General features: G+C 50.5%; 17 protein-coding genes. 8 read left to right on the forward strand and 9 right to left on the reverse strand.

Annotated elements, in window-relative coordinates; all coding sequences use genetic code 11:
* The first annotated feature begins 64 nt into the window (after positions 1-64).
* From HAV38_RS10525 to HAV38_RS10535, 3 genes are read left to right on the forward strand one after another with little or no spacing between them, the layout of a single operon-like run.
* Positions 65-628 carry a heme NO-binding domain-containing protein gene (locus HAV38_RS10525; RefSeq protein ID WP_168055126.1) on the forward strand — a complete coding sequence of 188 codons (564 nt, stop codon included), beginning with the start codon at positions 65-67 and terminating at the stop codon, positions 626-628.
* A complete protein-coding gene (locus tag HAV38_RS10530; RefSeq protein ID WP_168055128.1) occupies positions 629-2,230 on the forward strand; it encodes an ATP-binding protein in 1,602 nt (533 codons plus the stop codon).
* Positions 2,227-4,377 carry a two-component system response regulator gene (locus HAV38_RS10535; protein WP_168055129.1) on the forward strand — a complete coding sequence of 717 codons (2,151 nt, stop codon included), beginning with the start codon at positions 2,227-2,229 and terminating at the stop codon, positions 4,375-4,377. Before HAV38_RS10530 ends, HAV38_RS10535 begins: the two co-directional genes overlap by 4 nt.
* A gap of 592 nt (positions 4,378-4,969) precedes the next feature.
* On the opposite strand, the gene HAV38_RS10540 is transcribed toward HAV38_RS10535, so the two are convergent.
* The 4 genes from HAV38_RS10540 to HAV38_RS10555 all read right to left on the reverse strand — a co-directional run bounded on the left by HAV38_RS10540 (position 4,970) and on the right by HAV38_RS10555 (position 9,631).
* Positions 4,970-6,121 (reverse strand): ABC transporter ATP-binding protein, encoded by a 1,152-nt coding sequence (locus HAV38_RS10540; protein WP_168055131.1) that lies wholly within the window; start codon positions 6,119-6,121, stop codon positions 4,970-4,972.
* A 116-nt stretch (positions 6,122-6,237) separates the two neighbouring features.
* A complete protein-coding gene (locus HAV38_RS10545; protein ID WP_168055133.1) occupies positions 6,238-7,137 on the reverse strand; it encodes a carbohydrate ABC transporter permease in 900 nt (299 codons plus the stop codon).
* Positions 7,127-8,089, reverse strand: coding sequence for a carbohydrate ABC transporter permease (locus tag HAV38_RS10550; RefSeq protein ID WP_168055135.1), 963 nt, complete (start codon positions 8,087-8,089; stop codon positions 7,127-7,129). The genes HAV38_RS10545 and HAV38_RS10550 overlap by 11 nt, the downstream gene beginning before the upstream one ends.
* 276 nt (positions 8,090-8,365) lie before the next feature.
* Positions 8,366-9,631: an ABC transporter substrate-binding protein gene (locus HAV38_RS10555; protein ID WP_168055137.1), complete on the reverse strand. Its 1,266-nt coding sequence runs from the start codon at positions 9,629-9,631 to the stop codon at positions 8,366-8,368.
* A gap of 561 nt (positions 9,632-10,192) precedes the next feature.
* On the opposite strand from HAV38_RS10555, the gene zwf (HAV38_RS10560) reads away from it, so the two are divergent.
* Together zwf (HAV38_RS10560) and HAV38_RS10565 are read left to right on the forward strand one after the other, a co-directional pair.
* The gene (zwf, locus tag HAV38_RS10560; RefSeq protein WP_168055139.1) at positions 10,193-11,668 is read left to right on the forward strand and encodes a glucose-6-phosphate dehydrogenase; all 1,476 of its coding nucleotides are present in this window, start codon (positions 10,193-10,195) and stop codon (positions 11,666-11,668) included.
* Positions 11,669-11,832: 164 nt separating this feature from the next.
* Complete coding sequence (locus tag HAV38_RS10565; protein ID WP_168055141.1) at positions 11,833-13,821, forward strand: glucokinase; 1,989 nt, start codon at positions 11,833-11,835, stop codon at positions 13,819-13,821.
* Positions 13,822-14,257: 436 nt separating this feature from the next.
* On the opposite strand, the gene HAV38_RS10570 is transcribed toward HAV38_RS10565, so the two are convergent.
* From HAV38_RS10570 to pgi, 5 genes are all read right to left on the reverse strand, one after another.
* A complete protein-coding gene (locus HAV38_RS10570; RefSeq protein ID WP_168055143.1) occupies positions 14,258-15,358 on the reverse strand; it encodes a porin in 1,101 nt (366 codons plus the stop codon).
* Positions 15,359-15,894: 536 nt separating this feature from the next.
* The gene (locus tag HAV38_RS10575; RefSeq protein ID WP_168055145.1) at positions 15,895-17,106 is read right to left on the reverse strand and encodes an AGE family epimerase/isomerase; all 1,212 of its coding nucleotides are present in this window, start codon (positions 17,104-17,106) and stop codon (positions 15,895-15,897) included.
* 155 nt (positions 17,107-17,261) lie between these two features.
* Positions 17,262-18,116 (reverse strand): SIS domain-containing protein, encoded by an 855-nt coding sequence (locus HAV38_RS10580; RefSeq protein WP_168055553.1) that lies wholly within the window; start codon positions 18,114-18,116, stop codon positions 17,262-17,264.
* 16 nt (positions 18,117-18,132) lie between these two features.
* Positions 18,133-19,605: a glucose-6-phosphate dehydrogenase gene (zwf, locus tag HAV38_RS10585; protein ID WP_168055147.1), complete on the reverse strand. Its 1,473-nt coding sequence runs from the start codon at positions 19,603-19,605 to the stop codon at positions 18,133-18,135.
* A 65-nt stretch (positions 19,606-19,670) separates the two neighbouring features.
* Positions 19,671-21,401 (reverse strand): glucose-6-phosphate isomerase, encoded by a 1,731-nt coding sequence (pgi, locus tag HAV38_RS10590; protein ID WP_168055149.1) that lies wholly within the window; start codon positions 21,399-21,401, stop codon positions 19,671-19,673.
* 439 nt (positions 21,402-21,840) lie between these two features.
* On the opposite strand from pgi, the gene edd reads away from it, so the two are divergent.
* From edd to HAV38_RS10605, 3 genes are all read left to right on the forward strand, one after another.
* Complete coding sequence (gene edd / locus HAV38_RS10595; RefSeq protein ID WP_168055151.1) at positions 21,841-23,694, forward strand: phosphogluconate dehydratase; 1,854 nt, start codon at positions 21,841-21,843, stop codon at positions 23,692-23,694.
* A gap of 97 nt (positions 23,695-23,791) precedes the next feature.
* Positions 23,792-24,442, forward strand: coding sequence for a bifunctional 4-hydroxy-2-oxoglutarate aldolase/2-dehydro-3-deoxy-phosphogluconate aldolase (eda, locus tag HAV38_RS10600; protein WP_245182313.1), 651 nt, complete (start codon positions 23,792-23,794; stop codon positions 24,440-24,442).
* A gap of 502 nt (positions 24,443-24,944) precedes the next feature.
* Positions 24,945-25,661, forward strand: coding sequence for an ABC transporter permease (locus HAV38_RS10605; protein ID WP_168055153.1), 717 nt, complete (start codon positions 24,945-24,947; stop codon positions 25,659-25,661).
* Positions 25,662-25,734 lie beyond the last annotated feature (73 nt).

Raw genomic sequence — 25,734 nt, forward strand, 5'->3', positions numbered from 1 at the left:
TCTTCTGACGGGGCATTCGGTATTGCACCAATAAGACCAGTTAATCGTTGTGAAGGATGGCTAAATGTATGGACTTATAAATCAGGCTGTTAAAGAAATGGTTGTGGAAGGGCACGGCGAAGCCATATGGGAAAAAATTCGTTTAGAGGCAGGCGTAGTCGATGTGTTTGTTTCAATGGATCAATATCCTGAAGAAGTAACAGACAAGCTGGTGAGGGCAGCAAGCGCTATTCTGCATTTGAGTCCCAGCGATATTTTGGCGGGGTTTGGCCAATATTGGGTGGGATTCGCTAGTCGCAATTATGATTACGTTTTGGATATGTCAGGGCAAGATTTTTTGGCGTTTATAAAAAATCTGAATAACATGCATGCGCGTATCGGTCTATGGATGCCAGACCTGAAACCACCCTCGTTTCTTGTTACTGATGAAACGCCGGGCGCATTCAAGCTTCATTATCGCTCTTCGCGTAATGGCTATGCGCCGATGGTCAAGGGTCTGCTAACAGGCTTGGGTGAGCGCTTCAATACTGATGTCACCATTGATCATGTACGTGGTGCCGATCAAGGATTAAATTATGAAGAATTCGTAGTTACATACGCGATCCGCACACAGTCCGCCATCTTGTAGATGGGTAAAAAAAATTCAGCGCCAGCGCTGCTGCATGGCATACCACCTGAACTGATGCCAGCAGTATTTCCGTTCCATGTGATTTTCGATAATACCGGCCAAATTGTGCAACATGGAGAAAATATTAACCGTCTTTCATCCTCCGTTGTATGCGGCGCAGTCGTTCAAGACTTATTTCGGGTTGACACACCGACCGGACTATCAATGAACTTTGACTCTATCGCGAGTCAGTTGTTTTCTGTTTTTTTGGTCGAATGCCTTGAATCCAAGCACATTCTCAAAGGACAAATGCTGATTTTAAATCGCCGTCAGGGTAATTTAATGCTTTTTCTTGGCTCCCCGCTCGTCAGCGACGTGCAAAGTGTAAAGAGCCTGGGTTTGTCCTTCAACGATTTTGCACTGCATGATTCGACGGTAGACTTCCTATTTTTGATAGAAGCTAAAGCGCGGATGATGCACGATTTGCACCATCTGGCCGAGCGTCTGGCGCGCGAGGTCAAGGTGCGTGATGAGGTCGAGCTGGCGTTGAAAGTGTTGAATCAGAAACTAGAGCAACGTGTCCAGGAGCGAACGGCGGAGCTTGCGATTCAGAAAGACAAGGCCGAAGTAGCGAACAGCACAAAGAGTAAATTTCTATCAAACATGAGCCATGAGTTGCGTACTCCGCTCAATGCAATCTTGGGTTACACCCAAATCCTTCAAAGTGATCCACATCTAAATCAGCGTCAATTCACTGGATTGCACACAATTTACCAAAGTGGCGAACATTTATTAATGATAATAAATGACCTGCTTGATATAGGAAAAATTGAAGCCGGAAAATTTGAATTGAGTTTAAAAGTGTTCGATTTGCAACCATTTCTACAAGCTATTACACAAATGATTAGTGTGAAGGCGCAGCAAAAAGATTTGGTGTTTACAATCGAAATAGGATTACATCTTCCAAAAACGGTACGACTCGATGAACTACGCCTGCGTCAGATTTTTCTTAACCTGCTAAGTAACGCAGTTAAATTTACTGAGTCGGGGCAAATCACTTTCAGGATCAGTAGTAAGTCGCTGGAGCGTGGTCAGGTATGCCTCCGGTTTGAAGTCGAGGACTCTGGCATCGGTATTGCGCCAGATCACTTACAAAAAATATTTCGCCCTTTTGAACAGGTCGGTAATCTTAAAAATCAGCGCGGCGGGTCCGGGCTGGGGCTATCTATCAGCACACATTTGCTCCAACTAATGGAGAGCAATATGCATGTTGAAAGTGAAGTCGGAAAAGGTAGTATTTTCTGGTTCGAACTACTGATGGACAGGATCGACACAGATGGCGAATTTGACACGGCCTCTACTTCACAAATGTCCCATGGGCAGGCGGTCATCGAATCGCCGGAGTGCCTGATCATCCCGCGGGCCGATGAAATTGAAAAACTCTATCAGCTAGCCTTAGCTGGTAATGTCCGCAATATTATTAAGTACGCTCAAAAAATGATAGAGCGCGATACGCGCTACCGAATGTTTGGTGAGAAGCTGTGTGTTCTGGCTAATGATTATCAAACCAAGGCAATCCTGACGTTGATTGAACGGCATATGGTCGCGAAAGATTCAAAATGATGCCGATCGTAGAAATTGCATTACAAAATCAGACAATTTTGATCGTCGACGATACACCGGCAAACTTGCGGGTTCTGGTAGATTATTTGGAAGAAATTGGCTTCAACGTGCTAACGGCCCAGGATGGAGACGAAGCGTTAAAGCGTGCTCAGTACATGCGCCCCGATCTCATTTTGTTGGATGTGATGATGCCTGGTATGGATGGTTTTGAAACCTGCCGTCGAATGAAAGCTATCGATGATATCGCGGACATTCCGGTCATTTTCATGACAGCCTTGACAAACACAAAGAGTAAAATCCAAGGTTTTGACGTCGGCGGCGTCGACTACATCACCAAGCCATTCCAAATCGAAGAGGTTTTTGCGCGTATTCATACACAGCTGCGGGTCCGGGCAATTCAACAGAAACTATCCGCTCAAAATACAGTGCTACAAGAAATAATAACGCAACGCGAACGCTTGAGCGGCGCCATGCGGGTAGCCTCATTGGTGCATCAGAATAGCGGAGAAGGGATGCTATTGTCGGATACCGCATACCGGACGTTGGCAATTAATCCTGCTTTTACCAAAATCACGGGATATAGTTTTGATGACATTGAAGGTAAAGCATCCGGTTTGCTCAATAAAGTGTTTCGGGAAGGCCCTCAATATGCGCGCATGCTGGAGTCGCTCAAGATTGGAGGCTCCTGGGCCGGGGAATTGTGGGCCGAGCGGAAAAGCGGTGAAACTTACGCCAAATGGATGGTTGTTAATACCCTTAAAAATGAGACTGGGACTTTGCAAGGCTATGTCACCCTGTTTTCCGACATTACCGATAAAAAGAAATCTGAAGAAGTAATCTGGAGGCAAGCTAACTTCGACGAGTTAACCGGGTTACCCAACCGGCATATGTTTAATGCGTACTTGCAGCGGGAGATAAAAAATCATGATCGTGCTGTTCATTCTATGGCGCTGTTGTTCATTGACCTGGACAATTTCAAGGAGATAAATGACACGCTCGGCCATGCAGCCGGCGATCTTCTTTTGAAGGAAACCGGATGCCGTCTTAGCGCTTTGACGCGCTCTTCGGATATCGTTGCGCGTCTGGGAGGCGATGAATTCGTCATGATCCTCACCCAAATAGGAAAAATCAATCCGATCGAGCAGATTTCTCAAGAAATTATCGATCAACTGACGCAGCCTTATATGTTAGGCGTTGATATTGCCTACATCTCGGCCAGTATAGGGATTTCATTTTATTCCGAGGACATAAAAGACGCTACCCAACTGCTCAATAATGCTGATCAGGCGATGTACATTGCGAAAAAAAATGGGGGTAGTTGTTTTAATTATTTCACTCCTGCGTTGCAGGAGGCCGCCCTGCAACGCAGGAGTCTGATTAAAGAACTACGTAGCGCGATTCAGACCAATCAATTTGTGCTCCATTTCCAGCCGATTGTAGAGATGGTAAGTGGTCGTATCCACAAGGCCGAAGCGCTGGTGCGCTGGAACCATCCGGAACGCGGCATCTTAGGACCCGTTGAATTCATTCCTGTGACAGAAGAAACAGGCCTGATCATTGAGCTTGGTGAGTGGATTTTTAAAGAAGCAGTCCGCTGGACCAAATGCTGGACTGAACGGCGATCGGGTGAATTTCAGGTCAGTATAAACATATCTCCCTTGCAATTAAAGAAAGAAGATCATCAGAAGGGGAACGAGTGGCTGGCGCATCTGGACGAAATCGGCCTCTCAGGTACCCGCGTTGTACTTGAAATCACCGAAGGTTTACTGATGGGAGAAAACGCTAAAATAGCTGATAAGTTACGTCGCTATCGTGCTGCTGGAATACAGATGGCTGTAGATGATTTTGGCACTGGATACTCCTCATTGTCGTACCTAAAAAAACTTGATATCGATTACCTTAAAATAGATAAATCTTTTGTATCGAATCTCGCCACGGATACGAACGACAGGGCGATTTCAACAGCCATTATCGTAATGGCCCATAAGGTAGGATTGAAAGTCATTGCAGAAGGCGTTGAGACTGTTGAGCAGAGAGACTTTTTGATTGCCGCTGGTTGCGACTATTGCCAAGGATATTTATATTCGCGCCCTGTGCCGCCCGAACAATTTGAACGATTGCTGGACCAGGATGTGGTCAATGTATAAATCGAATTACTCTTATCGCAATCGTTGGTTAGTTTGATGCGCACGCAGCACAAGAAAGCCAATGCGTTGTTCATGAATACCGTTTTAGAATATCCCAGACGTCTTGCAAAGCCCCTGAAATGCTTTGCTTTAACTGATCTGTTGAAGTAGTTAAGGGGTGACAGAAAGAATACGGCGGATTAGTCCTCTTCCGACAAGTTTGCGGCCATGCTTGAAACGGCGATACCGAACGAGGCGGAGTGGGCGGATATTTTCGTGGCAAGAGTCTGTATGTGGGCATATTGTTGCCTGGCGGCAGGTATTCCGGCAAGCCAACGATACTGCCGCCGAACCTGAACGGATGCATGCCGGACATATCCGTGAAGATTCGACGATGCTCATCAGGGATTGGAAAGCCGCTTTGAACCACTTTTGCTATATAGTTTGAAGAACGGATTTTTTAAGATTGACCAAAATCGTTTGCACAAATTTCAGGACACCCTTCACGGGCGCTAAGTACTAGTAGCTAGTTGTGATGGCCGGTCAGGCGCTAATTTGCGGCGCCGACCGTTTCCTGATTACGAACATTTAAATTTTCCAACATCTCCCAACATCACCCGATCCTACGTTCCGACACCGGATCAAAAAATACCGCCTTCGACAAATCAAAAGCCAGTTGCATCTCTTGTTTCGGCTTTGCCGCGGCGCGCGGATGCGTGCGGCAGGTGATACGTGCACCGTTGAATTGCGTGAAGACTAGTGTGTCGGGGCCGGTTGGCTCGGTCAGTTCGATGGTGCACGATACTTCGCTTGGACGATAGCCCTGGTGAGCGCCATTAAGTTCCGAGCCTCTGGCGCTGAGCGCGTCTGTGACGTGTTCCGGTCGGATGCCCAAGACAATATCGCTTCCAATCGATTCAGCAATTGCCGGGATATTTGCGTGGGTTGATGGCAAGGGCACCAAGGTCGTTTGTCCGCCATGTTCCAGAGTAAATGCCGCGCCACCGTTGCTGCCATGCGCCACCAGTTTGCCGCTCAAAAAGTTCATCGAAGGAGAGCCGATGAAGCCTGCGACGAACAAGTTCTGGGGGTTGTCGTAGATGTCTTGCGGCGTACCGAACTGCTGGACGATGCCGTCTTTCATCACGGCGATCTTGTCGCCCAAGGTCATGGCCTCGATTTGGTCATGCGTGACGTAGACGATGGTGCTGCCAAGGCGTTGATGTAGCAGTTTGATTTCTGCGCGCATTTCGACGCGGAGTTTTGCATCGAGATTAGATAGCGGTTCGTCAAATAAAAACAGCGAAGGATCGCGTGCAATCGCACGGCCCATCGCGACGCGCTGACGCTGGCCGCCGGATAATAGCGCTGGCTTGCTATCGAGCAGATGTGTGATTTGTAATGTCTGCGCTACACGGTCGACGATTTTTTTCTGTTCGGCTTTTGGGACTTTACGGATACCTAAGCCAAACGAAATATTTTCTCGTACAGTCATCGTTGGATACAAGGCGTACGACTGAAACACCATCGCGATATCGCGGGCTTTGGGTGCGATGTCATTGACGCGGCGCTCACCGATCATGATGTCGCCTTCGGAAACCGTCTCCAGACCGGCGATCATATTGAGCAATGTGGATTTCCCGCAGCCCGAACCACCGACCAAAATCAGGAATTCGCCATCCTCTATCTCCAGATTGATTCCTTTCAGAATCTCGTTGCCGTTAGGATAAACTTTGCGCACATTGCGAATTGATAAACTAGCCATCTCTACTCCATCTCCTGATCGTTCTCTACAGCCAACATCTTTATGTGGACTGTTAAGTAAAGGGAATCTCACCCCATTTTTGTGAGCCGTTAAGGCGGCGTACTGCCGTAGGCTGATTAGCCTTTTACAGCCCCGGCAGTTAGCCCGCGTACGAAATATTTTCCTGCCAGCAGATAGACAACCAACGTTGGCAATGCCGCGATGATGGCCGCCGCCATGTTAACGTTATATTCGGTAACGCCGGTCGAAGTATTGACCAGATTATTCAATGCCACGGTGACCGGTTTGGCATCCGATCCGCCAAATACGACGCCGAACAAAAAGTCATTCCAGATTTGCGTGAACTGCCAGATAAAGCACACCATGAATATCGGGAGCGATAGCGGGAAGATGATTTTGCGATAGGTCATGAAGAAACCCGCGCCATCAATCCTCGCTGCCTTGACCAGTTCTTCGGGCACGGTGATGTAGTAATTGCGGAAAAATAAAGTGGTAAACGCGATGCCATAAACAATGTGAACAAACACAAGACCGCTGGTGCTGTTGGATAAATCGACCAGGCCTAGCAATCGTGCCATTGGCAGGATCACGACCTGAAACGGAATGAAGCAGCCGACCATCAGCGCAGTAAATACGATTTCTGAACCGCGGAATCGCCAGTGTGCAAGGACATAACCGTTCAGCGAGCCGACCAGCGTTGAAATCAGCACGGCCGGGATCGCCATTCTGAGCGAGTTCCAGAAGTAGGGCGCCAGCCCGTTGCAATCAACCCCGGTGCAAGCATGGCCCCAGGCTTTGCTCCAGGCCGCGCCGGTGAGCGAGTGCGGTAATGAGAGTAGATTACCCGTGCGAATTTCTTCCAGCGTCTTAACCGAGGTACTCAGCATCACATACAGCGGTATCAGATAATAAACCGCGACAAAAATAAGCAGGACATAGATGGCGATGCGGCCCGGCGTGAGTCGTGCGCCCGCGTGGTGAACGGTGCTGCCGTTGCTGTTGTGATTAGCGGCCATTGCGCGCTCCTTTGGTTTCCAGATACATCAATGGCACCAGCACCGCCATCACAGTTGCCAGCATCATCATTGCCGACGCCGCACCAAGGCCTAGCTGACCGCGCGAAAATGAGTATTGATACATGAAGATCGCCGGTACGTCAGAGGACGTGCCGGGACCGCCAGCAGTCAGGGCCATCACCAGATCGAAGCTCTTGATAGCGATATGGGCCAAGATTAATAACGCGCTGAAAAATACTGGCCGCAGGGCGGGAATAACGATACGCCGGTAAATAGTGGGCAAACTTGCGCCGTCCACTTGCGCGGCTTTAATCACGCTATCGTCAATTCCGCGTAGTCCGGCCAGAAACAATGCCATGACAAAACCAGATGACTGCCACACACCGGCAATCACGACTGTATAAATTGAAAAATCAGAATTCACCAGCCAATCAAACGTGAAGTGCGTGAAGCCCCAGTCGTGCATCATTTTTTCTAGACCGAGTCCTGGATTCAGAATCCACTTCCATGCGGCACCAGTGACGATAAACGACAGGGCCATCGGATACAAATAAATGGCGCGCAAGGCACCTTCCGCACGAATTTTTTGATCCAGCAGGATCGCCATGAACAGGCCGATACCCAGACAAAATAGAATAAACAGGCTACCGAATATGCCGAGATTGCCTGCTGCGACCCACCAGCGGTCAAGGCCGAACAGGTCGGTGTATTGATGGAAACCAACGAGCGTGTAGTTGGGCATCATGCGCGAATCGGTGAGCGATAGCCAACCTGTCAGCGCTATAAAGCCGTAGACGAATACAAGAGAAATAATAATGGTCGGCGACAATACCAGTCGCGGTAACCAGTTATCCGCGATAGCAGATATGCGCCCTCGCGGTGCCAGATTTTTTGACGGTTTGGATGTGCTCCCGACCGATACAGTTGTATAGGGGAGGATTTGATCGGACATACGTGTCTCCTGATGCAGGATCATAACCAAATCATCGGTGCCCGTAATATTGCAAAATTGAAAACGCAATAGTTGCGGACGCCGAGATCGTGGCAGACATCGGCACCCTGTAGTAAGGGTGCCGATGTCAAGTTTTTATAACAAAATAGCTTACACGTTAATTTGTTGCATGTCGTTTCAACTACTCAGCCCGTTATTCTAAGGGCGGAGTGAGTGATGCGCGCTTAATCATGTGCAAGGTTTAATGGTAAATGAAGCTTATCAATAATCCGGGGATTATCGGGTTTTTGCTGCTTTTGCCAATGCCTGCGCTGCCGCCTGCGATGTCATGGTCGAGTTCATGAACTTGGAAATCACGTCCAGCATCGCACCTTGTACGGCTGAACTGACTGCCATGCCGTGGGCCATACTTGGCTCCAGTGTGTTGGCTTTGCTGGCGGCAGCCATATCGTCCATTGATTCAATTGCGCAGCTGTCAAACTTGCTGCGTGGAACATCTGGACGGACAGGAATCGAACCTTTGTTCAGATTGAAAATTTCCTGAAACTCAGGGCTCATGATCGCCGTTGCCAATACTAACTGCGCTTTTTGTTCTTCAGGACTTTTTACCTTGAACATCGCGATGGAGTCAATATTATAGGTATAAGATTTAGCAGTGCCTGGTGCCGGGACGCACAGGAAGTCTTTGCCAGGCTGCTTGCCAGCAGCGGTAAACTCGCCTTTGGCCCAGTCACCCATGAATTGCATTCCGGCTTTGCCATTGATGACCATCGCGGTTGCCAGGTTCCAGTCGCGACCCGGTGAGTTTTTATCGATGTAAGTTTTGATTTTGCCGAGGGTGTCAAATGTCTTGATCATGGTCGGGCCGGTGAGGGTGGCCTGATCAAGTTTTACCAGCGCTTTATTGTAGAAGTCAGCACCGCCGACGCCTAAAGCGGTGGTTTCAAATACGGTAGCATCTTGCCAAGGCTGACCGCCGTGGGCGATTGCTATAAAACCAGCCTTTTGCATTTTGTCAGCGGCATCAAAGAATTCCGCCCATGTGGTTGGCGTTTTGGCGCCTGATTTCTTCAGGACTTCTGGATTGACCCACAGCCAGTTGACCCGATGGACATTGACTGGCGCCGCAACATAATGGCCTTGGTACTTCATGGTGTTGGAGACAACCTTAGGCAGCAACGTGTCCCATTTTCCAGCAGTCGCAGCGGCATCAATATTAGCCAACACGCCTTCCTGGCCCCATTCCTGAATGGACGGTCCTTTGATCTGCGCTGCAGTCGGAGGGCTACCGGCGATGACACGTGCTTTTAGCGCAGTGGTCGCGTTTTCTCCGGCACCGCCCGCTACCGCGAAGTCTTTCCAGGTGATGCCCTTGGATTCCATGATCTTTTTCAGTTCTGCGACTGATTTGGCTTCTCCGCCAGAGGTCCAGTAATGCAACACTTCAACTTGCGCGGCATTGACTGCTGCAGATGCTGATAACAGTGCTGTTGCTGTGACCGTTGTGACCATTGTGGTTTTAATGAGTTGCTGCAGTTTCATACTTGTCTCCTTATTAAAAACGCTAATTAAGATGTTTTCATTCCACGCTTGCCAATTCCCTGACGCTACACGGTCTGAAAAACATCTATCCACTGATGGTGGGTTTGCGCCACACCATTTACTACTGTAGGACTTACAGGGACTTAGGCAAAATCGTCGCAGCGGCGTTGTGCTCTCTTTCCGCCGCCAAGGGGCGATGCATAGGTTCCTGCCGAAAAAATCAAAGCTTTCTGTTTAAATCGTGGCGCTCTTTAGGGGCGCCACTTGAATAACTTACTCTGCGAGTCCAACAATCTTTTGCGATCCTGTTGTTGTTAGATTTTTGCATGCTAAGTTTTCCGTTCCGCCGACATTAACTGTTTCTGATAACGATGACAAGCTGCCACCATGCCTACCAATCAGGTCCTCTTGCGAAAGGGCAGGCTAGATAAAGTTAGTAAAACTACATAAAAAGTCGAATTAAACTGACAATACTCAGCAAACATCTCTTTCGTCGCTTGTAATTGTAGTAATGCTACATTAATATTGCAATATAAGTTTTTTATTTATTACAAATTCACAATGCAAAATCAACCCCCTTTTACCTTCACGCTGTTCGGCGGAACTGGCGATTTAGCGATGCGGAAGATTCTTCCGGCCCTTTTTATCGCGCATCGGGATGCCAAACTGCATGAAACCGGTCGCATTATTTGTGTCTCAAAGCAAGCTTTCAGCCGAGACGAATATCTGGATTGGGTAAGCAAAAATGCGGCTCCGCACGTGAAAGGAGGCGGCGCGTCCGTTGATATAGAGGATGTTGCATGGCGGAGTTTTTTAGCGCGCATCGATTATCTGGCGCTGGATCTGGTCGAGCCTACCGGTTATCAGCGCCTGGCCGAGCTGCTGGCGCAAAGCAAAGTGGTATCGGTGTTTTATCTGGCGACTTCGCCGCTTTTATTTGAACGTATTTGCGCCAATCTTGCCACCAGTACCGTCGATTTATCTCAGGCCCGGGTCGTATTAGAAAAACCACTTGGTCATGATTTGCGCTCTTCACACGCTATTAATGATGCAGTAGCGCGGGTTTTTTCTGAGGACCAGATTTATCGGATTGATCATTATCTAGGTAAAGAGTCGGTACAGAATCTGCTTGCGCTGCGCTTTGCCAACAGTTTATTCGAACCGCTCTGGCGGCGTGAATCGATCGCCCACGTCCAGTTAACGATAGCGGAACAGTTAGGCGTAGAAGGGCGCGGAGAGTTCTACGATGGGACCGGTGCGTTGCGCGATATGGTGCAAAACCACTTGCTGCAACTGTTGTGCACAGTCGCGATGGAACCGCCGACCTCTTTCGATGCCAACGCTGTACGCGATGAAAAGGTCCGTGTATTGCGCGCACTGCGGCCATTTTCTGCAGAGGACCTGGAGTTGCGTGCGGTGCGGGGGCAATATGTCGCAGGTGCAGTCAATAGCCAGTCGGTACCGGGTTATCTGCAAGAACCCGGCATCGGTCCCCGTTCGCAGACTGAAACCTTTGTGGCATTACATGCCGAGATTAACAATTGGCGCTGGGCCGGCGTCCCATTTTTTCTGCGTACCGGAAAGCGCCTGGCGCATCGTGCAGCAGAGATTGTCATCACATTCAGGCCGGTACCACACGCTATCTTACCGATGCCTTTTGGTTCAGGGAGCGTGAGCAATAGGCTGGTGATTCGGCTACAACCGGACGAATCCATACAACTCCATTGTCTGGCAAAACAGCCGGGCGATGGCATGATCATGCAGCCCGTGGCGCTGGATTTATCATTCGATCAGGCTTTTAAACAACGCAGGGCAGAAGCCTATGAGCGGCTATTGCTTGATGCGATTCGTGGTAATTTGTCGTTGTTTGTTCGCAGGGACGAGCAAGAGGCTGCCTGGAAGTGGGTCGAACCTTTATTGCACCACTGGCAATCCACCGCCTCGCCGCCCAAACCTTATATGGCGGGCAGTTGGGGACCCACGGCGTCATTTGCGATGATGGCACGTGCGGGCGCACAATGGCCTGAAGACGGTTGAAGATACCTGAAGTCAGAACGATGTTTGTCAGGCCGTCGCAGGCAACTATTGCTCGCTGGACTACAAATCAGTTCTCAAATTAATTGCAGTGTTTAATGTTTAAGATTAATTTTCAGTTATTTTTAAGTTATTAAATCTTACGTTTTAAATGAAAGTTTTTTGTCATGGCTTCATCTACAGGCGTAAATGCTAGTTTTATACCAACCGATGGGTATCTGGACGGCCCGCGCTTATTAGCGGATGTGGGCGGAACCAACGCCCGTTTCGCACTGGAGCGGGCACCCGGACAAATTGAGGCGATACAGACTTTGCGCTGTGCCGATTATGCTGAATTTGCGCAAGCGGTTGAGGCCTATCTGGTCCACCATGCTGCCAATGAGCTTGCCCTCGGTGCCAATGCGCAGGTACGTCATGCTGCGATCGCCATTGCCAATCCGGTGCAAGGCGACGAAATCAAAATGACCAATCACCATTGGGCCTTTTCGATCGAAGCAACCCGGCGGCGTCTCAATCTGGACACGTTACTGGTCGTGAATGATTTCACAGCGCTGTCCATGGCATTGCCACATTTGGAGCAGACACACTGCGTGCAAATCGGCGGCGGGCGACCGCTTGCCGGTGGCGTGGTCGGGTTGGTTGGTGCTGGCACCGGCCTGGGCGTGGGTGGTCTGATCCCATCCGAACGTCGCTGGATTGCGCTGGGCAGTGAAGGCGGTCACGTCAGGTTTGCGCCGGGAGATGCGCGCGAGGCGGCGATTCTGGCCTATTGCTGGCGCACCTATTCTCATGTTTCAGCCGAACGCCTCGTATCCGGTCCAGGCATCGAAATGACCTATATGGCGCTGGCCGACATGCGCGGAATAATGAATCCTGAACCATTGCACACCGCACAAATTGTTGAACGTGCGTTGGCGGGAGGCGACGCGTTATGCCACGAAGTATTAGAGTGTTTTTGCGCGATGCTGGGCACGGTCGCTGCGGACGTGGCAGTGACGCTGGGGACGCTGGGCGGTATTTATATCGGCGGGGGCGTGGTACCGCGCCTGGGTGAGTATTTTGCTAGCTCGCCGTTTCGCGCCCGGTTTGAAAGCAAAGGCCGTTTCGAGGGTTATATGGCCAAAATTCCTACCTATGTCATCACCGCACCTTATCCTGCTTTTGTCGGGGTTGCTGCGATATTGGCCGAACATCTGGGTGGTGGTAATGCTGTCCCAATTCTGGAAAGAATCCGGAAAGCACGTCCACAATTCTCGCCAGCAGAACAAAAAGTAGCCAGTTTGATTTTGGCGCATCCGCGTGCGGTCATGAGCGAGCCGATTTCTGAAATTGCACGCCGTGCAGAAGTTAGTCAACCAACTGTTATCCGATTTTGTCGCACGATGGGTTGTCAGGGACTGGCGGATTTTAAGCTAAAACTGGCATCCGGGGTCACCGGTACCGTACCGGTAGCGCACAGTCAGGTGCACGTGGGTGATTCATCCCTGGATGTGGGGGTGAAGGTAATCGATAACACCATTTCGGCAATGATGGAGGTGCGCGACAATCTTAACGCGGACACGTTGAGCAAGGTCATTGATATACTCAGTCAGGCTTCTCGCGTAGAGTTTTACGGCTTCGGTAGTTGCGGATTGGTGGCCGAAGACGCACAACAAAAATTTTTCCGCCTGGGCATTCCTGCGTCGGCTTATACCGATCCGCAGTTGCAGGAAATCTCCGCTTCATTACTCAAAAGTACCGATGTCACCGTTATTATTTCTAACTCCGGTCGCCTGCGTCATCTGGCGCCTGCGGTAGAGATGGCAGTTAATTCCGGTGCGACTATTATTGCGCTGGCACCCAGTAACTCGCAATTGGCAAAGCGTGCCGATTACACATTAGCGGTAGAGCACGATGAAGGCAGCAACATGCATATTCCGATGGTTTCGCGAATTTTGTTGTTGTTGCTGATCGACGTCCTGGCAGTTGGTATCTCTATGAATCGTTCGAGTCCGTTTGCAGAACTTCAGCGCCAGGCCAAGCGCGGGATTCTGGCGCATACCGCTGCAACGCAGGGTGATGTTGCCAGCGATAAAGTCACCGCTAAAGAAGAAGGGCCTTCCGCCTCAGGTGATAATAATCTGGTGACGCCAAACTTGATTTCGCACACCAAGTAAGTGATATGCAATGCCTGGACCGGATGCCAGCGCGGGTCTGCTCTGGGCGGTTTGCCTGGCCAGCGCGATAGCGTGCCTGCCTCACACTAGAACAATTAACGACCTATTGTGGGGTTGGGTTCTACAGATGGAGGCCAATACGGTAGCTGCACGTGCTGCGCTCTGATCCCGTTCCCATGCCTGCTAGTGCGTAATTAACTCCCCTGAAAATGCCGAAAGACCCACTTGCTTTTTGATTGACGCGGGGAGCGCAAACTAAGACATTCCATAGAAACGGCTCGCCCATAAAAAATGCCCACTCAAATCGAATGGGCAGAATCTGGGGATACCCCAGGGACGTCTTGCTATTGCCACTAATCGGCAAATTTACAAGATAAAACCAACCAGCGCGCCGAGCTCAAGCGACGCGGTAGTCAGGATTACCCGGGTGTTGCTATCAGAACGAGTGACTGACGCCAGTGTAAAACGCGTTTTGGTTTTGACCAGTCAAGCCGGTACCGCTACCGGTTTCAACTTGAAAGTTTGTGTTTGAACCGTTGCGTACAGTACCAATGCTTGCGTATAACAGCGTGCGTTTAGACAAGCTGTAGTTGGTGCCCAGCATGAATAAATTGGCGCTGCCGACATTTTGGTTCAACTTGACGTGATAAGCAGCAGCGATCAACGTGAGTGCAGGCGTCAATTGATAATTGGCACCAACCCAGAAATGGTTCGCTTTATCGGGACCAGCGACAGTTTGCGGTGCCGACAGGTTTTGGTAAGCTGCGTACAATTTCAATTTGTCGATGTTAACTGTACCGCCCAAAGTCAATTCTTTAGAATTGGTAAACAAGGTCGAAAATTGGCCCTTGTTGTCATTGGCAACGTCGTACATCGCAATTACTGAATAGCTTGGTTGTACGTAAGAAAGGGCAACGCCACTACTGCTAAGCGGTTTGGTTGCGCCTGCAACTTCACCGAACCCGTATGCCCCTTGTGCAGTAAAGCCGCCGAAACTTGGAGAAATGTATTGAACCTGATTGCTGGTTTGTGGCCAGTTGCGGCCTTTAACCAACGTGGCTGAACCCATATTTTGCTGACCAGTCGGGTCCAGGCTCCAGACGATGTCGCTTGGCAGGGTCAGGTCGCGACCGAGTTTAACGGTACCGAAATCACCGACTAAACCGACATACGAGCGACGTGACCAAAGGGTAGAACCGCCACCATTAGTTTGGCCGTTAGCAGCATTAAAACCGTTTTCCAAAGTAAAGATGGCTTTCAAACCGCCGCCAAGATCTTCAACACCTTTGAAACCGAACATGCTGGTACCCCAGCTATTGCCGCCCGAGCCCCATTTTGAACCGCGTTGACCATTTGCTGCGTTGTACTGATTGCTGTTGTAATCGATACCAGCATCTACGCGACCATAGATGGTGACGTTAGTTTGTGCTTGTGCTTGGCCGGCGCAAGTGGCGGCTAAAATGATTGCTGCTGCTAATGGCTTTACCATTGGCAGGCATGAAGCCGTACGCAGACTTTTCAAAACAGTTTTGCTCATTTCATCTCCTAGGTAAACATGTGGTGTGAACCACCGCTTTTCGAGTCTAATCGCCCGAAATTTTTAATCTTTGCATACAAAAAATGGCAAAGCTTGTATCGCTTTGTTGGTGCTGATCTTAAACGGAAATGCCCTTTATTTGTTTATTTATGTAGTTTTACTATATTTTTGTTGCTAAAAAGCTGCACATTGGACCTTGTAAAAGAGCACGAATATCAATACTGTGATCGCACTAAGGCAAATAGTTATCGGTCTGGGAGAGTTATTGATGTCGGATCTGGCAATGGCCCTTGACATGTATTTTTACTACAGGTAGCTTTAATACATTTGGTGTGTTACCGAAGTTGAAGTTAACAGGAATTAGCTTTCGCCAATTGAAAGTAGTCGTTTGGAAAGTGCCCTGCCCGATAGGAAGCATCGCCCGGTAAATGGCGATAAATAAAGGTTGTTGGTTCAGATATCCACAAACATTACCGCGCGCGCTGTCAGCGCGACAAAGAGAGGAGCATAGCGGCGGGCGCTATGCTTAGTCTTGATTAGGCCAGTTCGGATCCTAGGGCATAGAGTGATTCCAGATAGGCGCCCAGCGGATGATAGAAATCAGTTTTGCCATGGGGCGGCTTTTCCGGTCCATAGCGCTGGTTATTTCGATGCAAAATGCGATACCAGCCACCGCGTTGCTGATCGATCAGATGATCGGCACTATATCGCCATAGCCTGTTGTACCAATCCCAATAAACCGGATTACCCGTTCTTTGTGCAAGCAATGCAGCCGTCGCCAGAGACTCCGCCTGTACCCAAAAATATTTATCGTCATCGCAGGCCGTGCCATCCGGTGCCAAGCCATAAAACAGTCCACCGTGTTGCTTATCCCACGCCAGCGGCATGGTTACGTCGAATAACGCCTGTGCACGATCGACTAACCAATCGCCACCATGTTGCAATCGCGACTGGTATCGATCCAGCAATAGCAATAACTTGGACCATTCGGTCATGTGACCTGGCTGATAACCCCACGGCCTGAACATATTACTGCTATCGTTGCGGTTATATTCCCAGTCCACGCTCCAGTCGGTGTGATAGTGCTCCCATATCCATCCGTTCCCGAGCACTGCCTGGCGGATGGTGATGTTATGGGCCAGCAATTCTGCACGATGCAGATAGACTGTCTCGCCTGTGGCTTCGAATGCAGCGATTAATGCCTCGCAGCTATGCATATTGGCGTTCTGACCGCGGTAGGATGACACCACGCCCTCCGGCGTTGCTTCGTCTGCGTAGAGGCCGTCGGCTTCCGACCAGAACAAACATTCCATTAACGCAAACGTGGCGCTGATTCCGGCGGCGGCGTCCGCTATGCCGATTTTTAGTGCGTGTGCGTGGGCTAACAATATGAACGCGAGACCATAGCAGTGCTGGGTGCGGTCAGCTGGGACGCCATTCTCCAGGACCCATGCGTAACCACCGTGGTCCGGCTGCTTATGCTTTTCTTCAATGAAGCGCAGACCATGACGGGCAGCTTCCCGGTATTCTTCTTTTCCGTCCAGCCGAAACGCCAGTGCATAGCAAAACACCATCCGTGCGCTGTTTACGAGATGCCGACTTTCGGCATTATAGATGCTGCCGTCGTCATTCAGATAATGAAAAAACCCACCCGCAGGATCAATTACACGCGGATGAAAAAAAGCAATGTCGCGGCGCATTTGCGTGCGTAAGAAAGTCGGATCTTTAAATTCAGATGGTGTTGTCATTGCTTGTCTCTTTTAATTTATTTTGTGTTCTCTTACCTATTGGGGTCGTACTTGTCCTTACGCTACGTGAGGTCAAGGATACCTACTGCAGACCTTACGTGATAAGAAGCTGTTACCGACAAAAAGTTCTGCAAGGCCTCTTCCGTCAGGATTAATCAACGGAAGAACGAATCAAATTGCATGTCGAACTGTTGCAGGGCTTTTTGCGCGTTTTGCATCTTCTTGCGGAATTCGGGACCCCGCTTGAGCGCCAGGCCGACCGCCAGAATATCAATCACGACCAGATGCGCTAAGCGGGCTGAGATGGGGGTATAGGGGTCAGTATTAAAACTCAGATCGATCGGAACCAGCACTGTCGCCAGTTCCGCCAGCGGTGTGCCACTAGGCCCCAGTACGATAACGTCGGCGCCGCCTTTTTTGGCCAGTTGAACGCTACGCAGCAATGCAGCATTGCCGCCACGTTGTGAGATGGCGACGACGGCATCGCCGGGCTGCAACAGCGACGCTGCAATGCTGTGGATATGCGGATCGGAATAGGCGACCGTCGGCACGCCAGAGCGGAAAAATTTATGTTGCGCATCGGCAGCAACAATACCGGAAGTTCCCTGACCGTAAAATTCAATTTTGTTGGACTTTAGCAAAACATCCAGCGCACGTTGAATCGCATCGGGACTGAGATGATTGCGTAAGTCCAGCAGTGTATTAATGGAGCGACTGCAAATCTTGTTCACCAGATCGGCGGCGATATCATCTTGCGCCAGCATTTCGTTAGCGCCCGGCAGGGCGACCGCCAGACTCTGCGCTAACTTTAGCTTGAAATCATGCCAGCCTTCGTAACCCACCGCCCGGCAGAAACGGACCACGGTCGGTTCCGAGACCAACGCATTTTTTGCCAGCGCAGTGATGTTCTCCGACAACGCCAGTTGCGGGTTGTCGAGGATCGTCAGGGCGACTTTTTTCTCCGACTTGGAGAGTAAGTCAATTTGCGTGCGAATAGCGTCTAGTAGCATTGCCAAGGTGATGCTCCTACACTTCCGGTAACGCTTCTTCGCGCCATTGCAGTCCGTCGCGGCCAATTAATGCGCTGGCCGCAGCAGGTCCCCAGGTACCGGCGCTGTAGGGAATAGGCTCGTTTTCTTCCTGCTCCCAATAGTCCAGAATCGGCTCAACCCATTCCCATGCTGCCTCTAACTCATCGCTACGCATGAACAAAGTCAATTGACCGCGCAGCACGTCGAGCAACAGTCGTTCGTAAGCTTCCATGCGCGGTGCTTTAAAGCTTTCGCGGAAGTTCAGTTCCAGTTCAACTGGCTTCAAACGCATACCGTCGCCGGGCGTTTTAGCCATCAGGTTCAGGTGCAGGCCTTCGTCCGGTTGCAACCGTATCACCAGACAATTAGATTCAAAACTGCTATTGGGCTGAGTGAAAATGGAATGCGGAATTTTCTTAAATCTGATGACAATTTCGGCCAGAGAATCGGCCATGCGTTTGCCGGTGCGCAGATAAAATGGTACGCCTGCCCAGCGCCAGGTATCGACTTCAGTTTTAATCGCGACAAAGGTTTCTGTTCGTGAGTGCGGATCGGCGTCTTGTTCCTTGCGATAACCCGGTACTGCAATACCGTTTACATGTCCGGCGCGATATTGACCTCGCACAACATTTTGGGCCAGACTGACTGGCGTAAAACGCTTTAGCGAGCGCAAAACTTTGAGCTTTTCATCGCGCACCGCATCGGAGGTGATCGACACCGGCGGCTCCATGGCGACGATGCAGAGTAATTGCAGCAAATGGTTTTGCAGCATGTCGCGCAGCGCGCCCGAGCTTTCGTAATAACCCATGCGATTGCCCACGCCCAGTTCTTCGGCAATGGTAATCTGCACGTCAGAAATCCATTCGCGACGCCATAATGGTTCAAACAGCACGTTCCCAAAACGCAGGGCCAGCAGATTTTGAACGGTCTCTTTACCGAGATAATGATCGATCCGAAAAATCTGTGATTCAGAGAATATCTTCCCTACTTCAGCATTGATTTGCTTGGCGCTCGCCAAGTCTCGTCCCAATGGCTTTTCTAGTACCACGCGCGAATTAGGCGTTGCCAGGCCGGAGCTTGACAGGTTGCGGCAAATTTTAGAAAACAACGCTGGAGGGGTCGCCAGATAAAATACATTAGTCACCGTTGGATCGGGGCGCATGGCGGCCACTAATGCCTTATACGACTTGGCGTCTGTGGCATCCATGGCCACATATTGAATTCGCTTGCAAAGCCGCTCCCAGACGGCCGGCTCGAATATTTCCATCGAAATATGAGGGCGGGCGTCCTTGTCCAGTTGCTGAAGAAATGCGTCGTTCGACAGTTCATGGCGTCCAATACATAGAATGCGTGCGTTTGGGGGTAAGTCGTTGGCGCGATCGCGCGAGTACATCGCCGGTAGCAATTTACGCATCGAAAGATCGCCGGTGCCACCAAAGATTGCCAGATCAAATTCTGCTAATGCCATAATTTTTGATTGTCCGTTTTACTTTAAGTCTGATTTAAAAAGTCTTCCTTGACGATGCTCCGACCCTACGCGGCGTCGCTTTTGGCGGCCATTAATACTGCACGAGCACGGTTTATTAAACCATTGGTTGAACTATCGTGCTTGCCGACCGACGAATCGCAGGTTGCGTTGGTATTCAACTCATCGAGAATATGCGTGGCCATTACTTTTCCCAACTCTACTCCCCATTGATCAAAACTATTGATGCCCCAGATCACGCCTTGCACGAATACCTTGTGCTCATACAGGGCGATTAAAGCGCCGAGCGCGGCGGGGGTCAGCTTTTGCATCAAGATGGTATTACTAGGACGATTACCAGGAAAAGTCCGATGCGGTAACAGCGCCGTTATCTGGTCTTCTGGCATGCCTTTGGTTTGCATTTCTGCACGCACTTCGTCAGCGCTTTTGCCACGCATAAAGGCTTCTGACTGTGCAAAGCAGTTGGCCAGCAACGCCGCCTGATGGCCCGGCAGGCGATGCTCAGGCGCTAGCGCGGCAATGAAATCAACCGGCGTAATATCGGTGCCCTGATGCAAAAGCTGGAAGTAAGCATGCTGTCCGTTGGTACCTACGTTGCCCCAGATTACCGGACAAGTGTTAACCTCCACCGGGCTGCCATCGAGCGCCGTACGCTTACCGTTACTTTCCATTTCCAGTTGCTGCAAGTACGATGGAAAATTTCCTAAATCCTGATGGTAAGGCGCAATCGATAACGACGCGCTGCCGCAGAAATTGCGTTGCCAGACGCCGACCAGCGCAAGAATAGCGGGCATATTTTGTTCGAGCGGCGCGCTGCGGAAATGACTGTCCATCGCATGCGCGCCAGCCAGAAATTCGCTGAATCGCTCAAACCCGATTGCCAGCGCGACCGACAGGCCGATTGACGACCAGACAGAGTAGCGCCCACCCACCCAATCCCAGAACGGGAACATGTTTTGGGGATCAATGCCGAACGCCTTGACGCCTTCGGTATTGGTAGAGACCGCCACAAAATGATGTGCCAGATCGGTTTCGGTAGCAGTTTCTGCCTGCGTCAGGAACCATTGCCGGGCACTATGCGCGTTCATCATGGTTTCCATCGTCGTGAAGGTCTTGGACGCGATCACGAACAGCGTAGTTGCAGGGTCTATTTTCGATAAGACGGCATCGATATCGTGCCCATCGACATTTGACACAAAATGCATCGTCAAACGTGCATGCTGAAACGGTCGTAGCGCCTGACAAACCATTTTCGGTCCAAGATCTGAGCCGCCGATGCCGATGTTGACGATGTCGGTAATTGGCTTGCCGTTGTAGCCCCGCCATTTTTCCGAACGTACCGATTCGGTGAATGTCGCGATTTGCTCCAGTACAGCGTGAACATCGGCATTGACCTGTTGCCCATCCACGACCAGTGCGGCAGCAGCAGAACTCGGCGGCCACGGCGTGCGCAGCGCAGTGTGCAATACGGCGCGGTGCTCGGTCGTATTGATTTTTTCCCCGACAAACATCGCTTCACGGCGGGCTTCAACATGGCGTTCACGGGCCAGATTAAAAAGCAGGGACATGGTTTCGCTGGTCAGCGTATTCTTGGCATAATCTAAAAACAGGCCTGCTGCTTCAACAGTGAAACTGGCGAAGCGGTCTGGATCGCCATCGAACAACGCGCGTAAGGGGATATTTTTTGTCGCAGCGTAGTGTTCCTGCAGCGCCAAAAAGGAAGGTGTATCGGCTTTTAGGCTGGAAATGTGTTGCGCAGAATAGGGTGTCGTGGACATATCTGAACTCTCATGGCGGCTGGAATTGTATGTAACTATACAACACTTTGTGGTAACTTCACTACAAAAAATTCTTGATTTAATCCTGTCAACTGTGGGACTTTACGTAATATTAGGGTGCTACCGCCTTCTTTTAACGTTATATTTAATAGGTATGAAAGTTGTTTTAATCAAAAAAAGCACAATCAAAAACGATAATAATGCATAAATTTTGGTGTTTTCGCTATAGGATGGCAGTTTTTTAGCGACATTGATACGGGGATAAATACCTAATGATACCGCTGCCTACATTATTTGTAGTAAAATTACGGATTAATGAATTCAAGGTGGATTTACTTTGATTCAGGCTTATGCGGCGTTTATAGTGCGTTTTGCATTCGCGAGCTTCGTTCAGTGAAATTCCGTCTACATTTTTCAGTTTATTTTCGAGGATTAAAACATGTCTGTTCTAGCCAGCGTTGCAGCAGTTACCGAGCGAATTATCGCGCGCAGCCAACCGTATCGTAGTGCCTATTTGCAGCGGATTGAAATCGCACGGCGGCAAGACGTGCAGCGCGGGGCGTTATCCTGTACTAACCTGGCGCATGGGTTTGCAGCCTTTCCAGTGAATGATAAATTGCGATTGAAACAAGATAAGGATCTTTCTGTTGCGATTGTTTCTTCCTATAACGATATGCTGTCGGCCCATCAGCCGTTTGAAAATTTTCCGCAAATTATCAAGGATGCCGTACGCGCAGCAGGAGGTGTAGCGCAGTTTGCAGGTGGCACGCCAGCGATGTGCGACGGGGTTACGCAGGGACAGCCGGGCATGGAATTATCCTTGTTTTCGCGGGATGCGATTGCCATGGCGACCGCGATTGCACTCTCCCACAATATGTTTGATGCTGCATTGTATCTTGGCATTTGCGACAAAATCGTGCCAGGACTGCTGATTGGCGCGCTGCATTTTGGACATCTGCCGGCAATTTTTGTTCCGGGCGGTCCCATGACCAGCGGCATGAGCAATAAAGAAAAAGTCAAAATTCGTCAACTGTACGCAGAAGGAAAAGTGGACCGCGCCGGACTACTGGAGGCTGAATCAGAGTCCTATCATAGCGCCGGAACCTGTACCTTTTATGGCACCGCCAACAGCAATCAAATGTTGATGGAAGCGCTCGGCTTGCATCTCCCGGGTTCAGCGTTCATCACACCTAACACTCCTTTACGCGACGCCTTGACCGCGGAAGCAGGACGTCAGGCGTTGAAAATCACCGACCATAGCGGCAACTATCGTCCGGTTGGGCACGTAGTGAGTGAAAAGAGTATCGTTAATGCCATCGTCACGTTGCTGGCCACCGGCGGGTCGACCAACCACACCCTGCATCTGGTCGCGATTGCCAAGGCGGCGGGGATTATCATCGACTGGAATGATTTTGATGCGCTCTCTGCAGTAGTACCACTGGTGACGCGGATTTATCCGAATGGCGATGCGGACGTTAATCACTTTCACGCAGCTGGGGGCACGGGTTTTGTGATCCGCGAGTTGCTGGACGCTGGCTTGATGCATGAGGATGTAACGACAATTTTGGGTGACAGTTTGCGGGCGCATTGCGCTGAGCCGTTTTTGGAGGGCAATCAGGTTGTGTTTAAAGCCGCCCCCGAAAAAAGCGGCGACGATTCGGTCTTGCGTACTGCTAGCGCGCCGTTTGCGCCGGACGGCGGCCTACGCTTACTGACCGGTAACCTTGGGCGCGCCGTGATCAAGATTTCAGCGGTCAAGAAAGAACACTGGATAGTGGAAGCCCCCGCGATAGTTTTCAAGTCGCAGGACGCCTTCATGAAGGCGTTCCGTGCCGGTGAACTGGATCGCGACTTTGTGGCTGTATTAAGCTTTCAGGGACCGCGTGCAAACGGCATGCCGGAATTACATGCATTGACACCTGCGCTCGGCTTATTGCAAGATAAAGGACGCCATGTTGCATTGGTGACGGACGGTCGCATGTCGGGCGCGTCGGGCAAGGTGCCGGCGGCAATTCATGTAACGCCGGAGGTATCTGCCGGCGGTCCGTTAGCGCTGGTGCGTACCGGCGACATGATCAAAATGGATGCGGAGCACGGCATACTTGAGGCTATCGTGCCAGCCCAGGAGTGGGCGCTGCGGCAATTGCAATCGACCAATCTGGATGCCAATCAGGTAGGGATGGGGCGCGAATTATTTGCCATGTTCCGCAATACGGTGAGCGCAGCAGAAGAGGGCGCAACCATCTTTGATCTGCCGCCTGTGATGAAACCGGTCGGCGCGATTGCTATATAGCATGCAGCACACTGTATGCACTAATGCATACAATCTCTGGCCGGTGGATTTTCGGCCGACAAATTGAGCAGTTTTGACGAACATTAGAAAGCAATAAATGACATCTTCCATGTATTTATATGACAACGAGGTGCTGGATATCATGCGCACCTCGGCGGTGATTCCTGTGATAGCCATTGATGATATCGCCCATGCCGTGCCACTCGCACAAGCGCTGGTTGCCGGTGGGATACGCGTGCTAGAGGTGACGCTGCGCACTGTGCACGGTCTCGCAGCAATCCGGGCGATGGCGGAAGTACCAGGCGCGATTGTTGGTGTCGGTACCTTGACCAAGCCGGAAGAGTTTGCTGCCGCGCGCGATGCCGGCGCAGTATTTGGCGTATCGCCCGGCTTAACCTCGGCGCTAGTCGCTGCCGCAAAATCGAGCGGTTTGCCGTTATTGCCCGGTGTAATGACGCCCTCGGAAGTGATGGCTGCACGGGAGGCTGGATTCCGCCAGCTGAAGCTATTCCCTGCGGTACCGGCAGGCGGTATCGGCATGCTGAACGCGCTTGCCGGACCCTTGGGTGACGTGATGTTTTGCCCGACGGGTGGCATATCGCAACAAACAGCGGCGCAGTTTCTGGCATGTAAAAACGTCGCTTGTGTCGGCGGATCATGGCTGACGCCAAAAGACGCACTGGACTCGGGTGACTGGGCGCGCATAACGGCATTGGCTGTAGCGGCCAGTCAGCTGCGCGCGGCCTGATTTTAAAGTGCCAACTGGGACCGCTTGAGGTCGCGGTTGGCGAGATTATTCCTGCTTGTCTTCCTTAAGTACCGGTGGTTAACGCGGTATTTTTGCGCTCTCTTTCTTTTCTTCCCAATTTTTCGTCCGAAAAATTATCTATTCAATCATCATTAGACATTTCGGTAATAGCTTTCAGACGAATCATTACTAGACTTTATCAAGTAAAACCGCTATAATTTTTCTTCTTTGAAATATTATGCCGCCCCAAAACGGTGTAATCTAGCTTCATGACCTGCATCAGCGGGTCGTCTCATGCTCCGACTAATGTCAGAGTTTCAGCATACGTCGAGGTTTTCCTCGCACTCAGTGTGCCGCCCCAATGCGGCAGTCGCCTCATTCTGAACAATCCTTTCGGGAGTCGGAGTGGGATAAATAAATTGACAGCTTGTTTGTCATGCTCGCGCATCTTGGCCCAGATTTTTCTGCGTCTTGAATTCGTCTGGCAGTAATGGAGTAAAACATGGCGAATCGCTATCGTAATGCCATCGTCGGCGCATCAGTCACCTTAATGGCTGTGGCGGGTATCGGCTGGACGGTCGGTATTGATGCAATCCAGCATTACCAGGGTGATTTGATCTATTACACAATGCGTCACATGCAACTGGTTGGCTGGTCAATGTTATTGGCCCTTGCTACCGGCTTGCCTGCAGGAATTTTGCTTAGCCGCCCGCTAGTGGCGCGCCACGCTGAAAAATTCATGCAGATATTTAATATCGGCAACACCATCCCCTCCATAGCGGTACTCGCGCTGGCGCTGGCAGTTTTTGGTATCGGCGACAAACCGTCAATCATTGCATTATGGCTGGCGTCGTTACTGCCCATCGTGCGCAATACCTACGAAGGGCTAAAACAGGTACCGCCTGCTCTGCGCGATGCGGCCAGAGGCGTTGGGATGAAGCCCTATCAAATTCTATTCCGGGTCGAATTACCTAATGCGATTCCGATCATCGTCGGCGGTATTCGTACTGCACTCGCTATCAACGTCGGCACCGCGCCATTATCAATTTTGATCGGTGGCGAAAGCCTCGGTAGCATTATTTTTCCCGGCATCTACCTGAACAATCAGGATCAGCTTCTGCTGGGTGCGACCGCAACGGCACTGTTGGCACTGATGCTTGATGCGGTGGTATCAATCGCCAGCAACGCCTATCTCACTAAGCGCGGTTTGTTACGTTAGCAATTTTGCAGGCATTGCAGAGTTGGCAGTAGTCGCTAAATGATTAATGCGGATACGATTTGTCGGCATCTAT

This window comes from Glaciimonas immobilis, from assembly GCF_011947285.1.
GTDB classification, from domain to species: Bacteria; Pseudomonadota; Gammaproteobacteria; order Burkholderiales; family Burkholderiaceae_D; genus Glaciimonas; species Glaciimonas immobilis.

Excerpts from the sequence above, each read along its gene's own strand:
- HAV38_RS10525 (WP_168055126.1), top strand. The coding sequence starts at position 65 with ATGTATGGACTTATAAATCAGGCTGTTAAAGAAATGGTTGTGGAAGGG.
- HAV38_RS10530 (WP_168055128.1), top strand. The coding sequence starts at position 629 with ATGGGTAAAAAAAATTCAGCGCCAGCGCTGCTGCATGGCATACCACCT.
- HAV38_RS10535 (WP_168055129.1), top strand. The coding sequence starts at position 2,227 with ATGATGCCGATCGTAGAAATTGCATTACAAAATCAGACAATTTTGATC.
- HAV38_RS10540 (WP_168055131.1), bottom strand. The coding sequence starts at position 6,121 with ATGGCTAGTTTATCAATTCGCAATGTGCGCAAAGTTTATCCTAACGGC.
- HAV38_RS10545 (WP_168055133.1), bottom strand. The coding sequence starts at position 7,137 with ATGGCCGCTAATCACAACAGCAACGGCAGCACCGTTCACCACGCGGGC.
- HAV38_RS10550 (WP_168055135.1), bottom strand. The coding sequence starts at position 8,089 with ATGTCCGATCAAATCCTCCCCTATACAACTGTATCGGTCGGGAGCACA.
- HAV38_RS10555 (WP_168055137.1), bottom strand. The coding sequence starts at position 9,631 with ATGAAACTGCAGCAACTCATTAAAACCACAATGGTCACAACGGTCACA.
- zwf (WP_168055139.1), top strand. The coding sequence starts at position 10,193 with ATGCAAAATCAACCCCCTTTTACCTTCACGCTGTTCGGCGGAACTGGC.
- HAV38_RS10565 (WP_168055141.1), top strand. The coding sequence starts at position 11,833 with ATGGCTTCATCTACAGGCGTAAATGCTAGTTTTATACCAACCGATGGG.
- HAV38_RS10570 (WP_168055143.1), bottom strand. The coding sequence starts at position 15,358 with ATGAGCAAAACTGTTTTGAAAAGTCTGCGTACGGCTTCATGCCTGCCA.
- HAV38_RS10575 (WP_168055145.1), bottom strand. The coding sequence starts at position 17,106 with ATGACAACACCATCTGAATTTAAAGATCCGACTTTCTTACGCACGCAA.
- HAV38_RS10580 (WP_168055553.1), bottom strand. The coding sequence starts at position 18,116 with ATGCTACTAGACGCTATTCGCACGCAAATTGACTTACTCTCCAAGTCG.
- zwf (WP_168055147.1), bottom strand. The coding sequence starts at position 19,605 with ATGGCATTAGCAGAATTTGATCTGGCAATCTTTGGTGGCACCGGCGAT.
- pgi (WP_168055149.1), bottom strand. The coding sequence starts at position 21,401 with ATGTCCACGACACCCTATTCTGCGCAACACATTTCCAGCCTAAAAGCC.
- edd (WP_168055151.1), top strand. The coding sequence starts at position 21,841 with ATGTCTGTTCTAGCCAGCGTTGCAGCAGTTACCGAGCGAATTATCGCG.
- eda (WP_245182313.1), top strand. The coding sequence starts at position 23,792 with ATGACATCTTCCATGTATTTATATGACAACGAGGTGCTGGATATCATG.
- HAV38_RS10605 (WP_168055153.1), top strand. The coding sequence starts at position 24,945 with ATGGCGAATCGCTATCGTAATGCCATCGTCGGCGCATCAGTCACCTTA.